This window comes from Flavobacterium olei, from assembly GCF_039749035.1.
GTDB classification, from domain to species: Bacteria; Bacteroidota; Bacteroidia; order Flavobacteriales; family Flavobacteriaceae; genus Flavobacterium; species Flavobacterium olei.
In genome coordinates, this window is sequence record NZ_JBDKWC010000002.1 from 786,387 (window position 1) to 801,937 (window position 15,551).

15 protein-coding genes and 4 tRNA genes are annotated in these 15,551 nt (G+C 34.1%); 18 read left to right on the plus strand and 1 reads right to left on the minus strand.

Translation table 11 applies throughout. The features are described from left to right. Position 1: 1 nt before the first annotated feature. From ABEB31_RS07445 to ABEB31_RS07470, 6 genes are all read left to right on the plus strand, one after another. Complete coding sequence (locus tag ABEB31_RS07445) at positions 2-1,516, plus strand: SusD/RagB family nutrient-binding outer membrane lipoprotein (protein WP_347050715.1); 1,515 nt, start codon at positions 2-4, stop codon at positions 1,514-1,516. 230 nt (positions 1,517-1,746) lie between these two features. Then, positions 1,747-3,732 carry a putative porin gene (locus ABEB31_RS07450; RefSeq protein ID WP_347050716.1) on the plus strand — a complete coding sequence of 662 codons (1,986 nt, stop codon included), beginning with the start codon at positions 1,747-1,749 and terminating at the stop codon, positions 3,730-3,732. A 39-nt stretch (positions 3,733-3,771) separates the two neighbouring features. After that, positions 3,772-5,133 carry a pyridoxal-phosphate dependent enzyme gene (locus tag ABEB31_RS07455; RefSeq protein ID WP_347050717.1) on the plus strand — a complete coding sequence of 454 codons (1,362 nt, stop codon included), beginning with the start codon at positions 3,772-3,774 and terminating at the stop codon, positions 5,131-5,133. A gap of 75 nt (positions 5,134-5,208) precedes the next feature. After that, positions 5,209-5,691 (plus strand): 3'-5' exonuclease, encoded by a 483-nt coding sequence (locus tag ABEB31_RS07460; RefSeq protein WP_347050718.1) that lies wholly within the window; start codon positions 5,209-5,211, stop codon positions 5,689-5,691. A 75-nt stretch (positions 5,692-5,766) separates the two neighbouring features. Beyond that, positions 5,767-7,038, plus strand: coding sequence for a DUF2851 family protein (locus ABEB31_RS07465; RefSeq protein WP_347050719.1), 1,272 nt, complete (start codon positions 5,767-5,769; stop codon positions 7,036-7,038). A 132-nt stretch (positions 7,039-7,170) separates the two neighbouring features. Beyond that, on the plus strand, positions 7,171-7,398 hold the full coding sequence (locus ABEB31_RS07470) for a PspC domain-containing protein (RefSeq protein WP_294785051.1): 228 nt from the start codon (positions 7,171-7,173) through the stop codon (positions 7,396-7,398). A 46-nt stretch (positions 7,399-7,444) separates the two neighbouring features. On the opposite strand, the gene ABEB31_RS07475 is transcribed toward ABEB31_RS07470, so the two are convergent. Further along, positions 7,445-8,911 carry an APC family permease gene (locus tag ABEB31_RS07475; protein ID WP_347050720.1) on the minus strand — a complete coding sequence of 489 codons (1,467 nt, stop codon included), beginning with the start codon at positions 8,909-8,911 and terminating at the stop codon, positions 7,445-7,447. A 261-nt stretch (positions 8,912-9,172) separates the two neighbouring features. Between ABEB31_RS07475 and ABEB31_RS07480 the strand changes: the two genes are divergently transcribed. The 12 genes from ABEB31_RS07480 (at position 9,173) to nusG (ending at position 15,501) form a co-directional block, all read left to right on the plus strand. Further along, positions 9,173-10,060, plus strand: a complete 888-nt coding sequence (locus tag ABEB31_RS07480; protein WP_347050721.1) for a helix-hairpin-helix domain-containing protein — start codon at positions 9,173-9,175, stop codon at positions 10,058-10,060. Between the two features lie 13 nt (positions 10,061-10,073). After that, positions 10,074-11,216 (plus strand): acyl-CoA dehydrogenase family protein, encoded by a 1,143-nt coding sequence (locus ABEB31_RS07485; RefSeq protein WP_347050722.1) that lies wholly within the window; start codon positions 10,074-10,076, stop codon positions 11,214-11,216. Positions 11,217-11,351: 135 nt separating this feature from the next. After that, positions 11,352-11,546, plus strand: a complete 195-nt coding sequence (gene rpsU, locus ABEB31_RS07490; RefSeq protein ID WP_026730435.1) for a 30S ribosomal protein S21 — start codon at positions 11,352-11,354, stop codon at positions 11,544-11,546. 97 nt (positions 11,547-11,643) lie between these two features. After that, positions 11,644-12,537, plus strand: a complete 894-nt coding sequence (locus ABEB31_RS07495; protein ID WP_347050723.1) for a tyrosine-type recombinase/integrase — start codon at positions 11,644-11,646, stop codon at positions 12,535-12,537. A 34-nt stretch (positions 12,538-12,571) separates the two neighbouring features. Beyond that, positions 12,572-12,874, plus strand: coding sequence for a ribosome hibernation-promoting factor, HPF/YfiA family (gene hpf, locus ABEB31_RS07500; RefSeq protein WP_035652108.1), 303 nt, complete (start codon positions 12,572-12,574; stop codon positions 12,872-12,874). A gap of 90 nt (positions 12,875-12,964) precedes the next feature. Continuing rightward, positions 12,965-13,038: transfer RNA gene (locus ABEB31_RS07505), tRNA-Thr, on the plus strand. Positions 13,039-13,098: 60 nt separating this feature from the next. Next, positions 13,099-13,179 (plus strand) — tRNA-Tyr (locus tag ABEB31_RS07510). Between the two features lie 88 nt (positions 13,180-13,267). Next, positions 13,268-13,339, plus strand: a tRNA-Thr gene (locus ABEB31_RS07515). A 55-nt stretch (positions 13,340-13,394) separates the two neighbouring features. After that, complete coding sequence (tuf, locus tag ABEB31_RS07520) at positions 13,395-14,582, plus strand: elongation factor Tu (protein WP_056205346.1); 1,188 nt, start codon at positions 13,395-13,397, stop codon at positions 14,580-14,582. A gap of 65 nt (positions 14,583-14,647) precedes the next feature. Beyond that, positions 14,648-14,718 (plus strand) — tRNA-Trp (locus ABEB31_RS07525). An 18-nt stretch (positions 14,719-14,736) separates the two neighbouring features. After that, a complete protein-coding gene (gene secE / locus ABEB31_RS07530; protein ID WP_347050724.1) occupies positions 14,737-14,931 on the plus strand; it encodes a preprotein translocase subunit SecE in 195 nt (64 codons plus the stop codon). 18 nt (positions 14,932-14,949) lie between these two features. Next, positions 14,950-15,501 (plus strand): transcription termination/antitermination protein NusG, encoded by a 552-nt coding sequence (nusG, locus tag ABEB31_RS07535; RefSeq protein ID WP_089051955.1) that lies wholly within the window; start codon positions 14,950-14,952, stop codon positions 15,499-15,501. Positions 15,502-15,551 lie beyond the last annotated feature (50 nt).

The window sequence follows — 15,551 nt, forward strand, 5'->3', positions numbered from 1 at the left end:
CATGAAAAAAATACTTTTATTAATGTCTATGGTAGCTATGACGGTTTCGTGCAGCCAGGACATTACAGATATGAACGTTGATCCGAAAAAACCAATAATTACCAGATCGGAATATTTGTTTTCAAATGCTGAGAAAAAATTAGTCGATCAAATGGTGAGTACCAGTGTAAATAATAACGTTTTTAGATTATTCGCACAGCAATGGACAGAAACCACTTATCCGGATGAAAGTCAGTATAATATTACAAATAGAAAAATTCCAGATCAGCATTTCCTTGTTTTATACAGAGATGTTTTAGCCGATTTGCATGATTCAAAAGTGATGATTTTAGCAACTGCTCCTGCAACTCCGGCAGATGAAGCGGTTAAGCAAAATAAATTAGCTCTTATAGATATTCTGGAAGCTTATGCTTATAGTGTATTAGTAGATACCTTCGGAAACGTTCCTTATTCACAGGCAATCGATATTGAAAAATATCCTTTACCAGCTTACGATGATGCAAAAACGATTTACCAGGATCTTATTAAAAGATTGAATGCAGATGTTGCCGTTTTAAAAGCAAACAGTACAGCAGCTAACTTTGGTGCAGCAGATATTGTTTATGGTGGAACTGCTGCAAGTACAGTTAAATGGTATAAATTTGCAAACTCATTAATTATCAGAATGGCAGTTAATATGTCAGATGTTGATCCGGCTTATGCAACTACTCAGGTTCAGGCAGCTCTTGCTTCTGGTGCTCTTGCTGGTAATGTTGATAATACAAAGTTGACTTATTTAACTACATCAGGAAATCAAAATCCATTGTATGCGGATTTAGTGACAAGTCAGAGATTTGATTTTATTCCTGCTGAGCCTTTTGTTTCTGCAATGGACGCTATTGTTCCAGGAGGAGATCCAAGAATGGCTAAGTATTTTACAAACCTTACTGCTCCAGCTCCTGTTATTCCAGCCGGAAGAACTTTTGTAGGAGGTACTTATGGTGCAGGAAACGTTTATACAGCATATTCACAAATTTCAGCAACATTAAACAATCCGGCTTTTCCTGGAACTATCTTTGATTATGCTGAATTACAGTTTTTATTAGCAGAAGCTGCTGAGAAAAGTTTAATTCCAGGTGGTTCTGCCCAGGCAAAAGTGTATTACGACGCTGGTATTAGAGCTTCTATGGCAGATTGGGGAGTAACTAACACTACTGCCATTGATGCTTATATTGCAAGTCCAAAAGTGGATTACAACAATCCATTAAGTGGGGCAACTTATAAAGAAAAAATTGGTAACCAGGCTTGGTTTGCTCTGTACAATAGAGGATTCGAAGCATGGACATCTTACAGAAGATTAGACTTCCCAGTCTTGAAAGCGCCTCAGGCAGCTATTAACAAACTTATTTTTACTGTTCCTGTCAGATACACTTATCCAGGTGCAGAGGCAAACATCAACAAAGCAAATTATACTAAAGCTGCTTCTGATATTGGTGGAGATTTATTAAATACTAAATTGTTCTGGGATAAATTCTAATCAGTTTAAGGTAATCATTCAAGATAAATTATACCCGGTTTGGGAATAAGAACAATAAATATTTTGATTTTTTTTTGAGAGCCCCGTATACTTTTGTATACGGGGTTTTCGTTTTTAAAACACCTAAACTATTTCAGTTTCATATTCTATATTATGTTTTTTCGTTTATACCTTTTTATCTTACCTTTGCTTAGCAAATTTGTCAAAATAAATTTATACAAAGCCATCAAATGAGAATATTCATTTTTTTATATCTATTAGTAGTACCTACTTTATTGTTTTCTCAAGAAAAAAAGCCAGCCTCTAAAAATAATTTAGATATGAATACGCAATATTCAAGCATAACAGATACCGTAAAGAAGAAAAAGGCCAAAATAGCAACAATAGATCAGTATAAAATTGTTACACTTGAGCATGATACTATTTATGCAGATACTTCGCTTACAATTAAAAGTGCTTACAGGCAAAACCATCTTAGGAAAGATCTCTTTGGACTGTTGGAATTTTCGAATATCGGGCAGCCTTTAAATACATTACAATATAGTTTAACGAGTTTTTCTCCCTACCCTGAAATTGGTTTCAGGGGAAAGCACTTTAATTATATGGAGGCAGATCAAATTAGATATTATTCTGCAGCGACACCTTTTACAGAGCTGTTTTTTAATACAACAATTAATAAGGGACAAAATGTTGATTCTTTTCTAACATTAAATGTATCTAAAAATCTTAATTTTTCGATTGCTTATAAGGGACTTAGATCAGAAGGTGATTATATCAATCAATTAGTAAGTGCCGGAAATTTCAGGATGACAACCAGTTATGCTACAACTGATAAACGTTATGCGATAAACGCCCACTATGCTTTTCAGGATATTCTGAATGAAGAGAATGGCGGAATTACAAACGATTCGAATTTTGAAAGTGATAATCAGGATTATAAAAACAGACAAAGACTTCAGGTTTATTTGACAGACGCAGAATCTATGTTAAGAGGAAGAAGATTATTTTTTGATCATGCTTTTAGAATAAACCCGAATGATGGAAGCAATAATTTGTACCTGACACATCAATTTAATTACGAAAATAAAAGCTACGAATACAAACAGCCAACAGTTCTCTCTACAGTTACAGACAATAATAATGTGAGTTCACAAGTCCAGCGTTTTGGAGATTCGTATGTGGTAAGCGGGATAAACGATCAAACTAAATACGAAAGACTTTATAATAAAGTTGGTGCAGCTTACGAAAATGTTCTGTTAGGAAAATTTATATTTTTTGTTGATGATTACCGTTCGAACTATCAATATTCAAGAGTTATTGTTGATAGTTTAGGCAAAGCTGTTCCGGATAATTTGTTTCTTCAGATTAATAATATTGGAGGTCAGTACGAGTACCAGAAAAACAAGTGGAATGGTAGATTTTTATATTCCAGATCTATAACAAATCAGTCCCTGTCAGATTTAGATGCTAAGCTGAGATACGACATGAACGAAAAGATTAAATTTGACTTCAGGTATCGTAACATCAACAAATTACCCAATAATAACTATAATCTGTATCAAAGCAGTTGGATCTCATACAATTGGTCCAATGATTTTAAAAACGAAAAAATAAATTCGTTAAGCGCAGAAATTACCACTCCATGGTTAACGGGTCAGGTGCAGTATACGGTTTTAAAAGATCATTTGTATTTCAAAGATGCTGCAAATGCCGAGCAATTGGCGGCAAATGAGCAGATTGTTAAACCATTTCAGTACGGAAACGCAATTAATTATTTGGAAATAAAGGCAAGTCGTGAATTTAAATTTGGAAAATTTGCTCTGGATAACACCCTTTTATATCAAAAAGTAGATCAGTCCGATTTAATTTTAAATGTTCCTGATTTTGTAACCAGAAACACTTTTTACTATTCCAGTTATTTCTTTAAAAAAGCGTTATACATTCAAACAGGCCTTGTATTTAATTATCTAACTAAATACTACGGAGATGATTATAACCCTGTTATTGCAGAATTTTTTGTACAGCAGGATAAAAAAATAGGTGGTTTTGCAACGTTCGATTTCTTCGTAAATGCGAGAATTCGTCAAACCCGTTTTTATCTGAAAGCAGAACATTTTAATGCTGCTTTTACGCAAAGTAACTATTATGCTGCGCCCAATAATCCTTACCGTGATTTTGTATTGCGTTTTGGTTTAGTTTGGAATTTCTTCCAATAAAAAACTTACTATATTACCACATATTAAAACTTAAACAAGATGGACTTTTCAAAAAATATTTTAGAAACAATTGGTAACACGCCATTGGTAAAACTCAACAAAATTGTTGCTGAAATTGATGCGTTAGTATTGGCAAAAGTCGAAACCTTTAATCCCGGTAATTCTGTAAAAGATAGAATGGCTGTAAAAATGATTGAAGATGCAGAAGCTGATGGAAGATTAAAACCGGGAGGAACTATTATTGAGGGAACTTCAGGAAATACAGGAATGGGACTTGCTCTTGTTGCCATTGTAAAAGGCTATAAATTAATTTGCGTAATCTCAGACAAACAGTCCAAAGAAAAAATGGATATTCTCCGTGCCGTTGGTGCAAAGGTTGTGGTTTGTCCTACAGATGTAGAGCCTACAGATCCGCGTTCTTATTATTCCGTATCAAAACGTCTGGCAGAAGAAACCCCTAATTCATGGTATGTAAATCAATACGATAATATGTCAAATTCTCTGGCACATTACGAACAAACAGGGCCGGAAATATGGAAACAGACTGAAGGAAAAATTACGCACTTTGTTGTTGGAGTTGGAACCGGAGGAACCATTTCGGGAGTTGGAAAATATTTAAAAGAGAAAAATCCCAATATTAAAATTTGGGGAATTGATACATACGGTTCTGTTTTTAAAAAATATCATGAAACCGGGATTTTTGATGAGAATGAAATCTATTCTTATATTACAGAAGGTATTGGAGAAGATATTCTGCCAAAAAATGTTGATTTCTCTCTGATTGATGGTTTTACAAAAGTTACCGATAAAGATGCGGCGGTTTATACCAGAAAAATTGCACTTGAAGAAGCTATTTTTGTTGGGAATTCTGCAGGAGCTTGTATCAAAGGACTGCTTCAATTGAAAGAGCATTTTAAGCCAGATGATGTTGTGGTGGTATTATTTCACGATTCAGGAAGCCGTTACGTCGGAAAAATGTTTAACGATGACTGGATGCGGGAGCGTGGTTTCCTAGAAGAAAATGTTACAAAGGCAGAAGACGTTATTAAAGATCATATCGATAAAGAACTGATTGTGGTTCGCACAGAAGAATTGGTTTCGCATGCAATTGAACGTATGCGTAAATATAAAATTTCTCAAATTCCGGTAGTAGATATTAATGGTTTTGTTGGTTCTGTTGATGAAACAGACTTATTTAGAAGTTATGTAGCAGATAAAAATGTAGCCGAGAAACCAATTAAAGAAGTAATGGGAAAACCTTTCCCAATTGTTAAAATGGGAACTCCAATAGAAGAAGTTTCTAAACTTTTCAGTAAAGAAAATGATGCTGTTTTGGTAGATTTAGGAAACGGTCATCATCACATTATTACCAAATATGATATTATTGGATCAATAAAATAAACCTTTTCAAATAAATTTAATCCATAAATCTTATTGTAATAGTAAGGTTTATGGATTTTTCTTTAAAAACATAAAATGAATTTTACCGCTATTGATTTTGAAACGGCCACCGGATATCATCCTTGTTCGGTTGGAATTGTGACAGTAGAAAACGGAGTAATAGTTGACGAATATGTCACTTTAATTAAACCTCCAAATAATGAATATAATCCGTTTACAATTCGTGTTCACGGAATTTATCCTAAAGATACTGCCAATGCGAAATCCTTTTTTCAGGTATATCCCGAAATTGAAAAAAGACTAAAAAACCGCGTGGTTGTAGCACATAACGAGAGTTTTGACCGAAATGTTTTAATGAAAACAATGTTGCTTCATGGCTTAAGTTATGAGGATTTAAATATTGCTTTGAAGTGGGAGTGTACCGTCAAAATCTATAAAGCAAAAGGTTTTAAACCAACAAAGTTAAGCGATTGTTGTCGCGAAATGAAAATTATACTAAATCACCATGAAGCATTGTCGGATGCCAGAGCCTGTGCAAAATTATATTTGATGAGATAATAATTATCTTTATTTGTAAGAATAGTATTAAATTTTTATTATTTTTAGATTTTGAAATTTATACCATAAATCTAAATGAAAGAAGACTTCCTTCATTACATCTGGAAATTCAGAAAATTTGATGCCTTAAATTTGAAAACTGCTCAGGGAGAATTAATTACCATTATTAAAACCGGTGATTATTTAGAGCTTTCAGGCCCTGACTTTTTTAATTCTTTGATAACAATAGGAAATCAGAAATGGGCTGGAAATATTGAAATCCATCTTAAATCTTCTGATTGGTATTTACACAATCACGAAAAAGATCCTGCCTATGCAAATGTTATTTTACATGTTGTTTGGGAAAATGACACGGCTATCTTTAGAGAAGACAATACCGAAATTCCGGTTTTGGTTCTTAAAGATTATGTTTCCAAAGAGACAATAGACAGCTATAATGCACTTGTTTATCCAAAATCATGGATTTTCTGCGAAAGACAATTAAAGAGAATAGATGATTTTGTTTTTAAAAACTGGCAGGAAAGATTGTTTTTTGAACGTTTAGAGCGTAAATCAAAATTTATATTTCAATTACTGGAAGAAACCAATCAGGATTGGGAAGCTGTGTTATTTTGCCTTCTGGCTAAGAATTTTGGTCTAAATACAAACGGAACTTCTTTTTTTCAGATTTCTAAGGCAATTCCGTTCTCTGTAATAAGAAAAGAAAGTTTCGAAAACGAGAATTTGGAAGCATTGTTTTTTGGAATTTCGGGTTTGTTAGAAACAGAAAAAGAAGATGTCTATCATAAAGATTTAAAGTTTCGTTATTTTTATCTGCTTCACAAATATCAAATCGAAAAAACCTATATAGATCCTGTGCAGTTTTTTAAACTCCGTCCGGATAATTTTCCAACAATCCGACTATCACAATTGGCTGGATTATACCATAAATATCAAAATTTATTTTCGAAAATTATAGATTTAAAGTCGGTTAAAAGTGTGTATGATTTGCTAAGTGTGTCTGCAAGTTCATACTGGCATTGCCATTATCAGTTTGATAAAGAAAGTCCGAAGAAATCAAAAACGCTGTCAAAATCATTTTTAGATTTACTCATTATAAATACTATTATTCCGCTTCAGTTTGCCTATTCAAACATGATCGGAGAATCGCACGCAGAAGATTTAATTGATTTTATTAATGAAGTTGCATCTGAGAAAAATGCGATTATAGATAAATTTAATTCGTTTGGAATTCAATCAAAATCGGCATTTGAAAGTCAGACATTGTTAGAACTCAAAAATGAATATTGCAATCAAAAAGCCTGTTTAAAATGTGCTTTCGGATTGGAGTTGCTGAAAAATAATTAGAAATCAGATCATGAAAATTCAACAATGATAAAATTTAGTATTGGGGAAATTACGAAGTTTAGTAATTATATTATTTGTACTTTTGTAAAGTTAAAATCCTTCCGGGACATCGGAACTCAAAAGCAAGTAAAAATGTCAGCAATTTTAAAAATTAAATTCTTCTTTGAAAAATATGGCTTTCATGTTTCATCAAGATTAGCAGACAAACTTGGAATGCGTGTAACAAGTGTAAGATTGTTTTTTATCTACATCTCATTTGTTACAGCAGGTTTAGGATTTGGAGTTTATTTGACTCTTGCTTTCTGGATAAGACTAAAAGATCTGATTCGCTCCAAAAGGACATCAGTTTTCGATTTATAAAAAAAGCTCCAAATTTAATTTGGAGCTTTTTTGTAATATGTATTATTTATTCTTCAGTTCCCTGATTCAATTTGGATCTTTTCTTACTGTATCCAAAATAAACCAAAATACCAATTGCAAGCCATCCAAGAGATAGTAACTGTGCATCGACACTTAAATTAATAATTAAATAGGTGTTAATCGCAATTCCTAAAACTGCAATAACTGGTAGAGCAGGAACTTTAAAAGTTCTGTTTAATCCTGGTTGTTTTACTCTTAAAATCCAAACAGCAATACAAACCATTGTAAAGGCAAACAAAGTACCAAAACTAGTCATGTCTGCTAATTTATTGATTGGTGTGAAAGCAGCAACTGTTGCAATAATACCTCCTAAAATCATTAAATTCGTTTTTGGTGTTCCTGAAACAGGATTTACTTTTGAGAAAACCGGTGGAATAAGACCATCTTTAGACATTCCAAGGAAGATTCTCGATTGTCCCATAATCATTACCATTAAAACTGATACCAAACCAACCGTGGCAGCAACTGTAATAATAAAACCTGCCCATCCCTGGCCTGCGATATCAAAAGCATAAGCAACCGGTGCTTTAATTGCTTCAGGATATTTCCCTAGTGGATTAAAATCCTGATAGTTCATCATTCCTGTTAATACTAAAGAAACAAGAATATATAATGTTGTACAAACTAATAAAGAAGCAATAATGGCAAAAGGTACATCTTTTTTAGGGTTGATTGCTTCTCCTGCCTGTGTAGAAACTGCATCAAAACCAACGTAAGCAAAGAAAATGGCAGCCGCACCCGAAATAATTCCGCCAATTCCGTAAGCATTGTGTGTAGTTTCTTTCTCGATAATTTGAGTAGCTTCAGGAATAAATGGACTCCAGTTTGCTGTATTGATGAAGAAAAGACCAGCAACGATTACAAAGATTACTGCGGATACTTTAAGAATCACGATTGCATTATTTGCTTTGGCAGCACTTTTCGTTCCTTTAATTAATAATGAGATAACCAAAATCACGATTAAGAAAGCCGGAAGATTCATAGAAAAACCTTCTCCGGTATAACTCGCAGGATCTGTTGTCAGATAATCCGGAAGTTGAATATGAAAAATTTTGAGCAATTTATTAAAATAACCTGACCAGGAAACAGCCACGGTCATAGATCCCATTGCATACTCCAAAATAAGTCCCCAGCCAATTATCCAGGCAAATATTTCGCCGATCGTACCATATGCATACGCATACGCAGATCCTTCAACGGGTAAAATGGAAGCAAATTCAGAATAACAAAGCGCTGCAAAAACACATGCAATACCAGCGATTATAAACGAAAGCGCTAATGCGGGACCTGCATGATAATAGGCTCCTGTACCGGTTAATACAAAAATTCCGCCGCCAATAATGGCTCCAACTCCAATCGCAGTAAGGCTCCATTTTCCTAAAACCCTCTTTAAATCACTTTTTTTCATATCTGCTTCAAAAGCAGATATCGGTTTAACTCTCATTATTGACATACTATAATATTGGTTTATTGTTATTAAGCTCCAAATGTATTGTTTTTTGTAAAAAATAAAAACAATTATCCTGTTTTAAGTTACAAAATCTTTAAATTTTTTATAGTACTCTCAAGGAACTTTCCCTGAGTGTTGACATTCATCAAATTAATTCCTTATTTATGACGGATTTAATAATTTTAAAAAAAGCTGTTTTCTTACTAATTTTCTCGATAAATTTGAAGGATATTTCTTATTTTATTAGTTTAAAGATTTTTAGTTATGAATGTTACATTTATTAAAAAGCATTTTCAATTTACCAAACAACAGCGAACAGGTATTTTTATACTTTTCATTATTATAATAGTACTGCAGCTGTTTTACTTATTTTCCGATTTTAATGTGACAGAATCCAATGATTCTAGAAAAGACGAATGGCTGGCTTTGCAATCTGAAATTGATGCAGAGAAAAATTCAGCTAAAAAGGCTAAGCCGGTAATTTATCTTTTCAATCCAAATTTTATTTCAGATTCTAAAGGCTACAAACTTGGAATGTCGGTTCAGGAAATTGATCGTTTACTGGCATTTCGTAAAGAAAATAAATTTGTTAATTCGCCGGAAGAGTTTCAAAAAGTAACAGGAATTTCAGATTCATTATTAAACAAAATTTCCCCATTGTTTAAATTCCCTGACTGGATACATAATAAGGAGAACTTTAAAAGAGAAAAACCAGAGTTTGCTGTTAAAAGTTTTCCCAAGAAAGAAAAAATAGAAGTTTTGGATATAAATCAGGCGACTCAGGAAGATCTTATGAAACTGTACGGAATTGGAGAAGGTTTGTCTTTAAGAATATTAAAACAGAAAGAACTATTAGGATGTTTTGTATCGATGGAACAGATGAAAGAGGTGTGGGGACTTTCGCCTGAAGTAATTGCGGAGTTGAATGGTCATTTTAAAGTTGTGATTCCTTCAACGCTAAAAAAAATAAACGTAAATGATGCCTCTTTAAAAGAACTCTCGCAATTTTCTTATTTCAGATATGCTCTTGCCAGACAAATTGTAACTTATAGAAGTATGAATGGAAATTTTAATAATATTGAGGATTTAGCAAAAATTAAAGATTTTCCTGTAGAAAAAGCAAAAATAATTAGTTTATATTTGGAGTTCTAAAAGAAAGCAACGAATGAACTTTGAATACAACGAAACGCAGTTAATGATTGCACAGTCTATAAAAGATTTTGCAGAAAAAAATATTAGGCCTAATATAATGGAGTGGGACGAATCGCAGATTTTTCCTGTTTCTCTTTTTAAGCAGTTGGGTGAAATGGGCTTTATGGGGGTTTTAGTTCCAGAAGAATATGGTGGTTCAGGATTAGGTTATCATGAATATATTACGGTAATTGAAGAAATTTCTAAAGTTGATCCATCGATCGGCTTGTCTGTTGCTGCACACAATTCATTATGCACCAATCATATCTTAACTTTCGGAAATGAAGAGCAAAAGAAAAAGTGGCTTCCTAAATTAGCAACAGCAGAACATATTGGCGCTTGGGGTTTAACAGAACACAATACAGGCTCGGATGCCGGAGGCATGAATACAACAGCTGTCAGAGACGGAGATGACTGGATTATAAATGGAGCAAAGAATTTTATAACACATGCTATTTCCGGAGATATTGCAGTTGTAGTAGTGCGAACAGGCGAAAAAGGAGATTCTAAAGGAATGACTGCTTTTGTCTTCGAAAAAGGCATGCCTGGCTTTTCTTCCGGTAAGAAAGAAAACAAGTTAGGGATGAGAGCAAGTGAAACTGCTGAATTGGTTTTTGACAATTGCCGTGTCCCGGACGCTAACAGATTAGGTGAAGTTGGACAAGGTTTTGTTCAGGCCATGAAAATACTTGATGGAGGAAGAATTTCTATTGGCGCTTTATCACTTGGAATTGCAAAAGGTGCCTATGAAGCCGCTTTAAAATATTCAAAAGAGCGACATCAGTTCGGACAGCCTATTAGCAGTTTTCAGGGAATTTCTTTTAAACTGGCCGATATGGCAACGGAAATTGAAGCGTCAGAGCTACTATTGCATAAATGTGCGTTTTTAAAACAACAGCACAAACCAGTAACAACATTAGGCGCCATGGCAAAAATGTATGCTTCAGAAGCTTGCGTGAAAATTGCAAATGAAGCAGTGCAGATTCATGGAGGATATGGCTACACTAAAGATTTTCCTGTAGAAAAGTTCTATAGAGATTCTAAACTTTGTACAATAGGTGAAGGAACTACCGAAATTCAAAAACTCGTTATTTCCAGAAATTTATTAAAAGATTAAGGATTGATTTATAATGCTTTAATTGGCGAGTTTTAATTTTTAATTTCTTTTTGAAGTTTTTTTTTTAAATTTATAATTCATTATTCATAATTAATAACTACTTTTGCAGTCTTAACGAGAGGAGGTGTCTATATTATGTTAATTATACCAATTAAAGACGGAGAAAATATCGATAGAGCATTAAAGCGCTATAAAAGAAAATTTGATAAAACAGGAACTGTTCGTCAATTAAGAGCACGTACTGCTTTTATTAAGCCTTCTGTTATCAAAAGAGCTCAAATTCAAAAAGCGGCTTACATTCAAGGCTTGAAAGATAGTTTAGAAAGTTAGTATTTAGCTTTTCAAAAATAATTACCGTTAGTGGTCAAAATGTTTTAATTTTGACCACTAACGGTTTTTTTTATGCTTAATTTTGAGATTTAATTTTATGAAAACGAATAAAGAGGCTTTTGAAGATTATTTGCTGCTGGAAAAAAAATATTCTCCACATACGGTAGGTGCGTATATGAGTGATCTCTCTTCTTTTAGCTCTTTTGTAAAAGAAGTTTTCGAAGAAGAAAATATCGATCATGTTAATTATAGTCAGGTTAGGAGTTGGATCGTTTCCCTTGTTGATCAAAATATTTCAAATGTCTCTGTAAACAGAAAAATGGCATCTTTAAAAGCTTTTTATAAGTTTCTTTTGAAATCCAGGCAAATAGAAGTTAGTCCACTGTTGAAACATAAAGCATTGAAAACGCCTAAGGTTGTTCAGGTTCCTTTTTCTGAAAAAGAACTTACTGATTTACTTACTCAAATTGATGCTCCTGTCGGATTTGAGGAGATTAGGGATAAGCTTATTGTTGAGATGTTTTATGTTACCGGAATGCGCCGCGCAGAATTAATTCATTTAAAGGTTAAAAATGTAGATCGATCTTCTAATACTATTAAAGTGTTGGGAAAAAGAAATAAGGAGCGCATTATTCCAATTTTATCTGTCATTGCAAATCAGATTGATTTGTATATAAGAGAGAGAGAGGCATTGGAAGATAATACAGATGACGACTATTTTTTTGTTTCTAAAAAAGGGTTAAAATTGAGTGAATCTTTTGTTTATCGTTTAATAAATTCATACTTTAGTAGGGTCTCAGAAAAGGTAAAAAAAAGTCCGCATGTGCTGCGTCACACTTTTGCTACACACCTGTTGAATAATGGGGCAGATTTGAATTCAGTTAAGGAATTATTAGGGCATTCCAGTTTGGCATCGACACAAGTTTATACTCATAACAGTCTGGCGGAGCTTAAAAAAGTATATAAAGGTGCGCATCCTAGAAATAAGTAATAGTTCTAAAGTGTTAAACTCTAAAATTTTTATTATGAAGGTAGATGTTCATGCAGTTAATTTTACTGTCGACAGAAAATTAGTCGATTTTATTCAGGAAAGAATGGATAAGTTGGAAAAATACTACGACCGGGTAGTTTCTTCAGATGTTTTTTTAAAAGTTGAAAGAACAAGTGATAAGGAAAATAAGGCTGTAGAGATTAAGATTAATGTTCCTGGGGATGATTTTTTGGTAAAAAAACAGTGTAAAACATTCGAGGAAGCGGTTGAGCTTTCGGCAGAATCTTTAGAACGTTTGCTTGTAAAAAGGAAAGAAAAAATAAGAGCACACATTTAATTGAAATTTTTTTTAAAAAATGTTTTGATTAAAAGATAAAATAGCTACATTTGCAGTCCGTTAGAAATAGCGGACTTTTTTAATGCATTCGCCGATGTAGCTCAGCTGGCTAGAGCAGCTGATTTGTAATCAGCAGGTCGTGGGTTCGAGTCCCTCTATCGGCTCAGAAAATTTCAAATACGATTTGAAACAGGTTCTTTAAAATTATGGAATTTTAAAAATTAGGGGAGATACTCAAGCGGCCAACGAGGGCAGACTGTAAATCTGCTGTGTGAACTTCGCAGGTTCGAATCCTGCTCTCCCCACAACAAAAAGAAAGTTTAGGTTTTCGATTGAACGTGACGGATGATGAATCTGGAACTAAAATTAAAAAATCTAAGATCAGAACTCTCTGCCGGTGTAGCTCAGGGGTAGAGTGCTTCCTTGGTAAGGAAGAGGTCTCGGGTTCAAATCCCGACATTGGCTCAAGTAAGTAGGAAATTGAAAATTAATATATAACTAAGATTAAAAATTAAGTAAAATGGCAAAGGAGAATTTTAATCGTTCCAAACCGCACTTAAACATAGGTACAATTGGACACGTGGATCACGGAAAAACTACATTAACTGCAGCAATTACGAAAGTATTATCTGATGCTGGTTACTGTCAAGCAAAATCGTTTGATCAAATCGATAACGCTCCAGAGGAGAAAGAAAGAGGTATTACTATTAATACATCACACGTAGAGTATGAAACAGCTAACCGTCACTACGCTCACGTTGACTGTCCAGGTCACGCGGATTACGTAAAGAACATGGTTACTGGAGCAGCTCAAATGGACGGAGCTATCTTGGTAGTTGCTGCTACAGATGGTCCAATGCCGCAAACTCGTGAGCACATCCTTTTAGGTCGTCAGGTTGGTATTCCAAGAATCGTTGTTTTCATGAACAAAGTGGATATGGTTGATGATGCTGAGTTGTTAGAGCTTGTTGAAATGGAAATTAGAGATTTATTATCTTTCTACGAATATGATGGAGATAATGGTCCTGTAGTTCAAGGTTCTGCTTTAGGAGGATTGAATAATGATCCTGCTTGGGTTCCTAAAATTATTGAATTAATGGAAGCTGTTGATGCTTGGATCGAAGAGCCAGTGCGTGACGTAGCAAAACCATTCTTGATGCCAGTTGAGGATGTATTTACAATTACAGGTCGTGGAACTGTTGCTACAGGTCGTATCGAAACTGGTATTGCTAATACAGGAGATGCAGTTGAAATCATTGGTATGGGAGCTGACAAATTAACTTCTACTATTACAGGAGTTGAGATGTTCCGTAAAATCCTTGACAGAGGAGAAGCTGGAGATAACGTTGGTTTATTGTTAAGAGGTATTGATAAAGAATCTATCAAAAGAGGAATGGTTATCATTAAGCCAGGATCAGTAAAACCACACGCTACTTTCAAAGCTGAGGTTTATATCTTGAAAAAAGAAGAAGGTGGACGTCATACTCCATTCCATAATAACTACCGTCCACAGTTCTACGTACGTACAACTGACGTAACAGGAGTTATTACTTTACCAGAAGGAGTAGAGATGGTAATGCCAGGAGACAACTTGACAATTAATGTTGCTTTATTAAGCCCAATCGCTATGAGCGTAGGTTTACGTTTTGCTATCCGTGAAGGTGGTAGAACTGTAGGTGCAGGTCAGGTTACTGAAATCGTAGGATAATCCTATAAAAAATTATAAAAAAAAGCCAGTTGATTTTCTTAACTGAAATTCACTGGCTTTTAATTACGGGCGTAGTTCAAGGGTAGAATAGCGGTCTCCAAAACCGTTGATGGGGGTTCGAATCCCTCCGCCCGTGCAATAAAAAATATATCAAATGACAAAAGTTACTAATTATTTATCAGAGGCTTTCGAAGAGTTAAAGTCAAATGTTACTTGGCCTGCATGGGCTGAAGTGCAAAAATTGACAATTGTTGTAGCTGTATTTTCGATTTTATTCGCTTTGGCAACGTGGGGAGTAGATGAGTTTTTTGCAAAAGCTTTAGCTGGATTTTTTAGCTGGTTAAAATAAAAGGATAAATTTTTTGTGATGGCAGATAATAATGTGAAAAAATGGTACGTAGTAAGAGCTGTAAGCGGACAAGAGAATAAAGTCAAAGCTTACATCGAAACTGAGATTGCCAGATTAGGTATGGGTGATTATGTTTCCCAGGTTTTAGTTCCTACGGAAAAAGTAGTTACTGTAAAAGAGGGAAAAAAAATGTCTAAGGATAAGGTTTATTTCCCTGGATATGTTATGATTGAAGCTAATTTAGTTGGTGAGATACCTCATATTATTAAGTCAATTACTAGTGTTATTGGATTTTTAGGAGAGATTAAAGGCGGAGAGCCGGTTCCTTTAAGACTTTCTGAAGTAAACCGTATGTTAGGTAAAGTTGATGAGTTGGCTGTTAATACAGATACTCGTTCTATACCATTTAGTGTTGGAGAAACTGTTAAGGTAATTGATGGTCCATTCAATGGTTTTAACGGATCGGTTGAAAAAATCAATGAAGAAAAGCGTAAACTGGAAGTAATGGTTAAAATTTTCGGAAGAAAAACACCATTGGAATTAAGTTTTATGCAAGTAGAAAAAGTATAATTTTTGTTACACTATAATGATCATCGTAATCGCTTCCACTGATTGCGGTG

Excerpts from the sequence above, each read along its gene's own strand:
- ABEB31_RS07475 (WP_347050720.1), bottom strand. The coding sequence starts at position 8,911 with ATGTCAATAATGAGAGTTAAACCGATATCTGCTTTTGAAGCAGATATG.
- ABEB31_RS07470 (WP_294785051.1), top strand. The coding sequence starts at position 7,171 with ATGTCAGCAATTTTAAAAATTAAATTCTTCTTTGAAAAATATGGCTTT.
- rpsU (WP_026730435.1), top strand. The coding sequence starts at position 11,352 with ATGTTAATTATACCAATTAAAGACGGAGAAAATATCGATAGAGCATTA.
- nusG (WP_089051955.1), top strand. The coding sequence starts at position 14,950 with ATGGCAGATAATAATGTGAAAAAATGGTACGTAGTAAGAGCTGTAAGC.
- ABEB31_RS07465 (WP_347050719.1), top strand. The coding sequence starts at position 5,767 with ATGAAAGAAGACTTCCTTCATTACATCTGGAAATTCAGAAAATTTGAT.
- ABEB31_RS07460 (WP_347050718.1), top strand. The coding sequence starts at position 5,209 with ATGAATTTTACCGCTATTGATTTTGAAACGGCCACCGGATATCATCCT.
- ABEB31_RS07485 (WP_347050722.1), top strand. The coding sequence starts at position 10,074 with ATGAACTTTGAATACAACGAAACGCAGTTAATGATTGCACAGTCTATA.
- ABEB31_RS07455 (WP_347050717.1), top strand. The coding sequence starts at position 3,772 with ATGGACTTTTCAAAAAATATTTTAGAAACAATTGGTAACACGCCATTG.
- ABEB31_RS07445 (WP_347050715.1), top strand. The coding sequence starts at position 2 with ATGAAAAAAATACTTTTATTAATGTCTATGGTAGCTATGACGGTTTCG.
- ABEB31_RS07450 (WP_347050716.1), top strand. The coding sequence starts at position 1,747 with ATGAGAATATTCATTTTTTTATATCTATTAGTAGTACCTACTTTATTG.
- secE (WP_347050724.1), top strand. The coding sequence starts at position 14,737 with ATGACAAAAGTTACTAATTATTTATCAGAGGCTTTCGAAGAGTTAAAG.
- hpf (WP_035652108.1), top strand. The coding sequence starts at position 12,572 with ATGAAGGTAGATGTTCATGCAGTTAATTTTACTGTCGACAGAAAATTA.
- tuf (WP_056205346.1), top strand. The coding sequence starts at position 13,395 with ATGGCAAAGGAGAATTTTAATCGTTCCAAACCGCACTTAAACATAGGT.
- ABEB31_RS07495 (WP_347050723.1), top strand. The coding sequence starts at position 11,644 with ATGAAAACGAATAAAGAGGCTTTTGAAGATTATTTGCTGCTGGAAAAA.
- ABEB31_RS07480 (WP_347050721.1), top strand. The coding sequence starts at position 9,173 with ATGAATGTTACATTTATTAAAAAGCATTTTCAATTTACCAAACAACAG.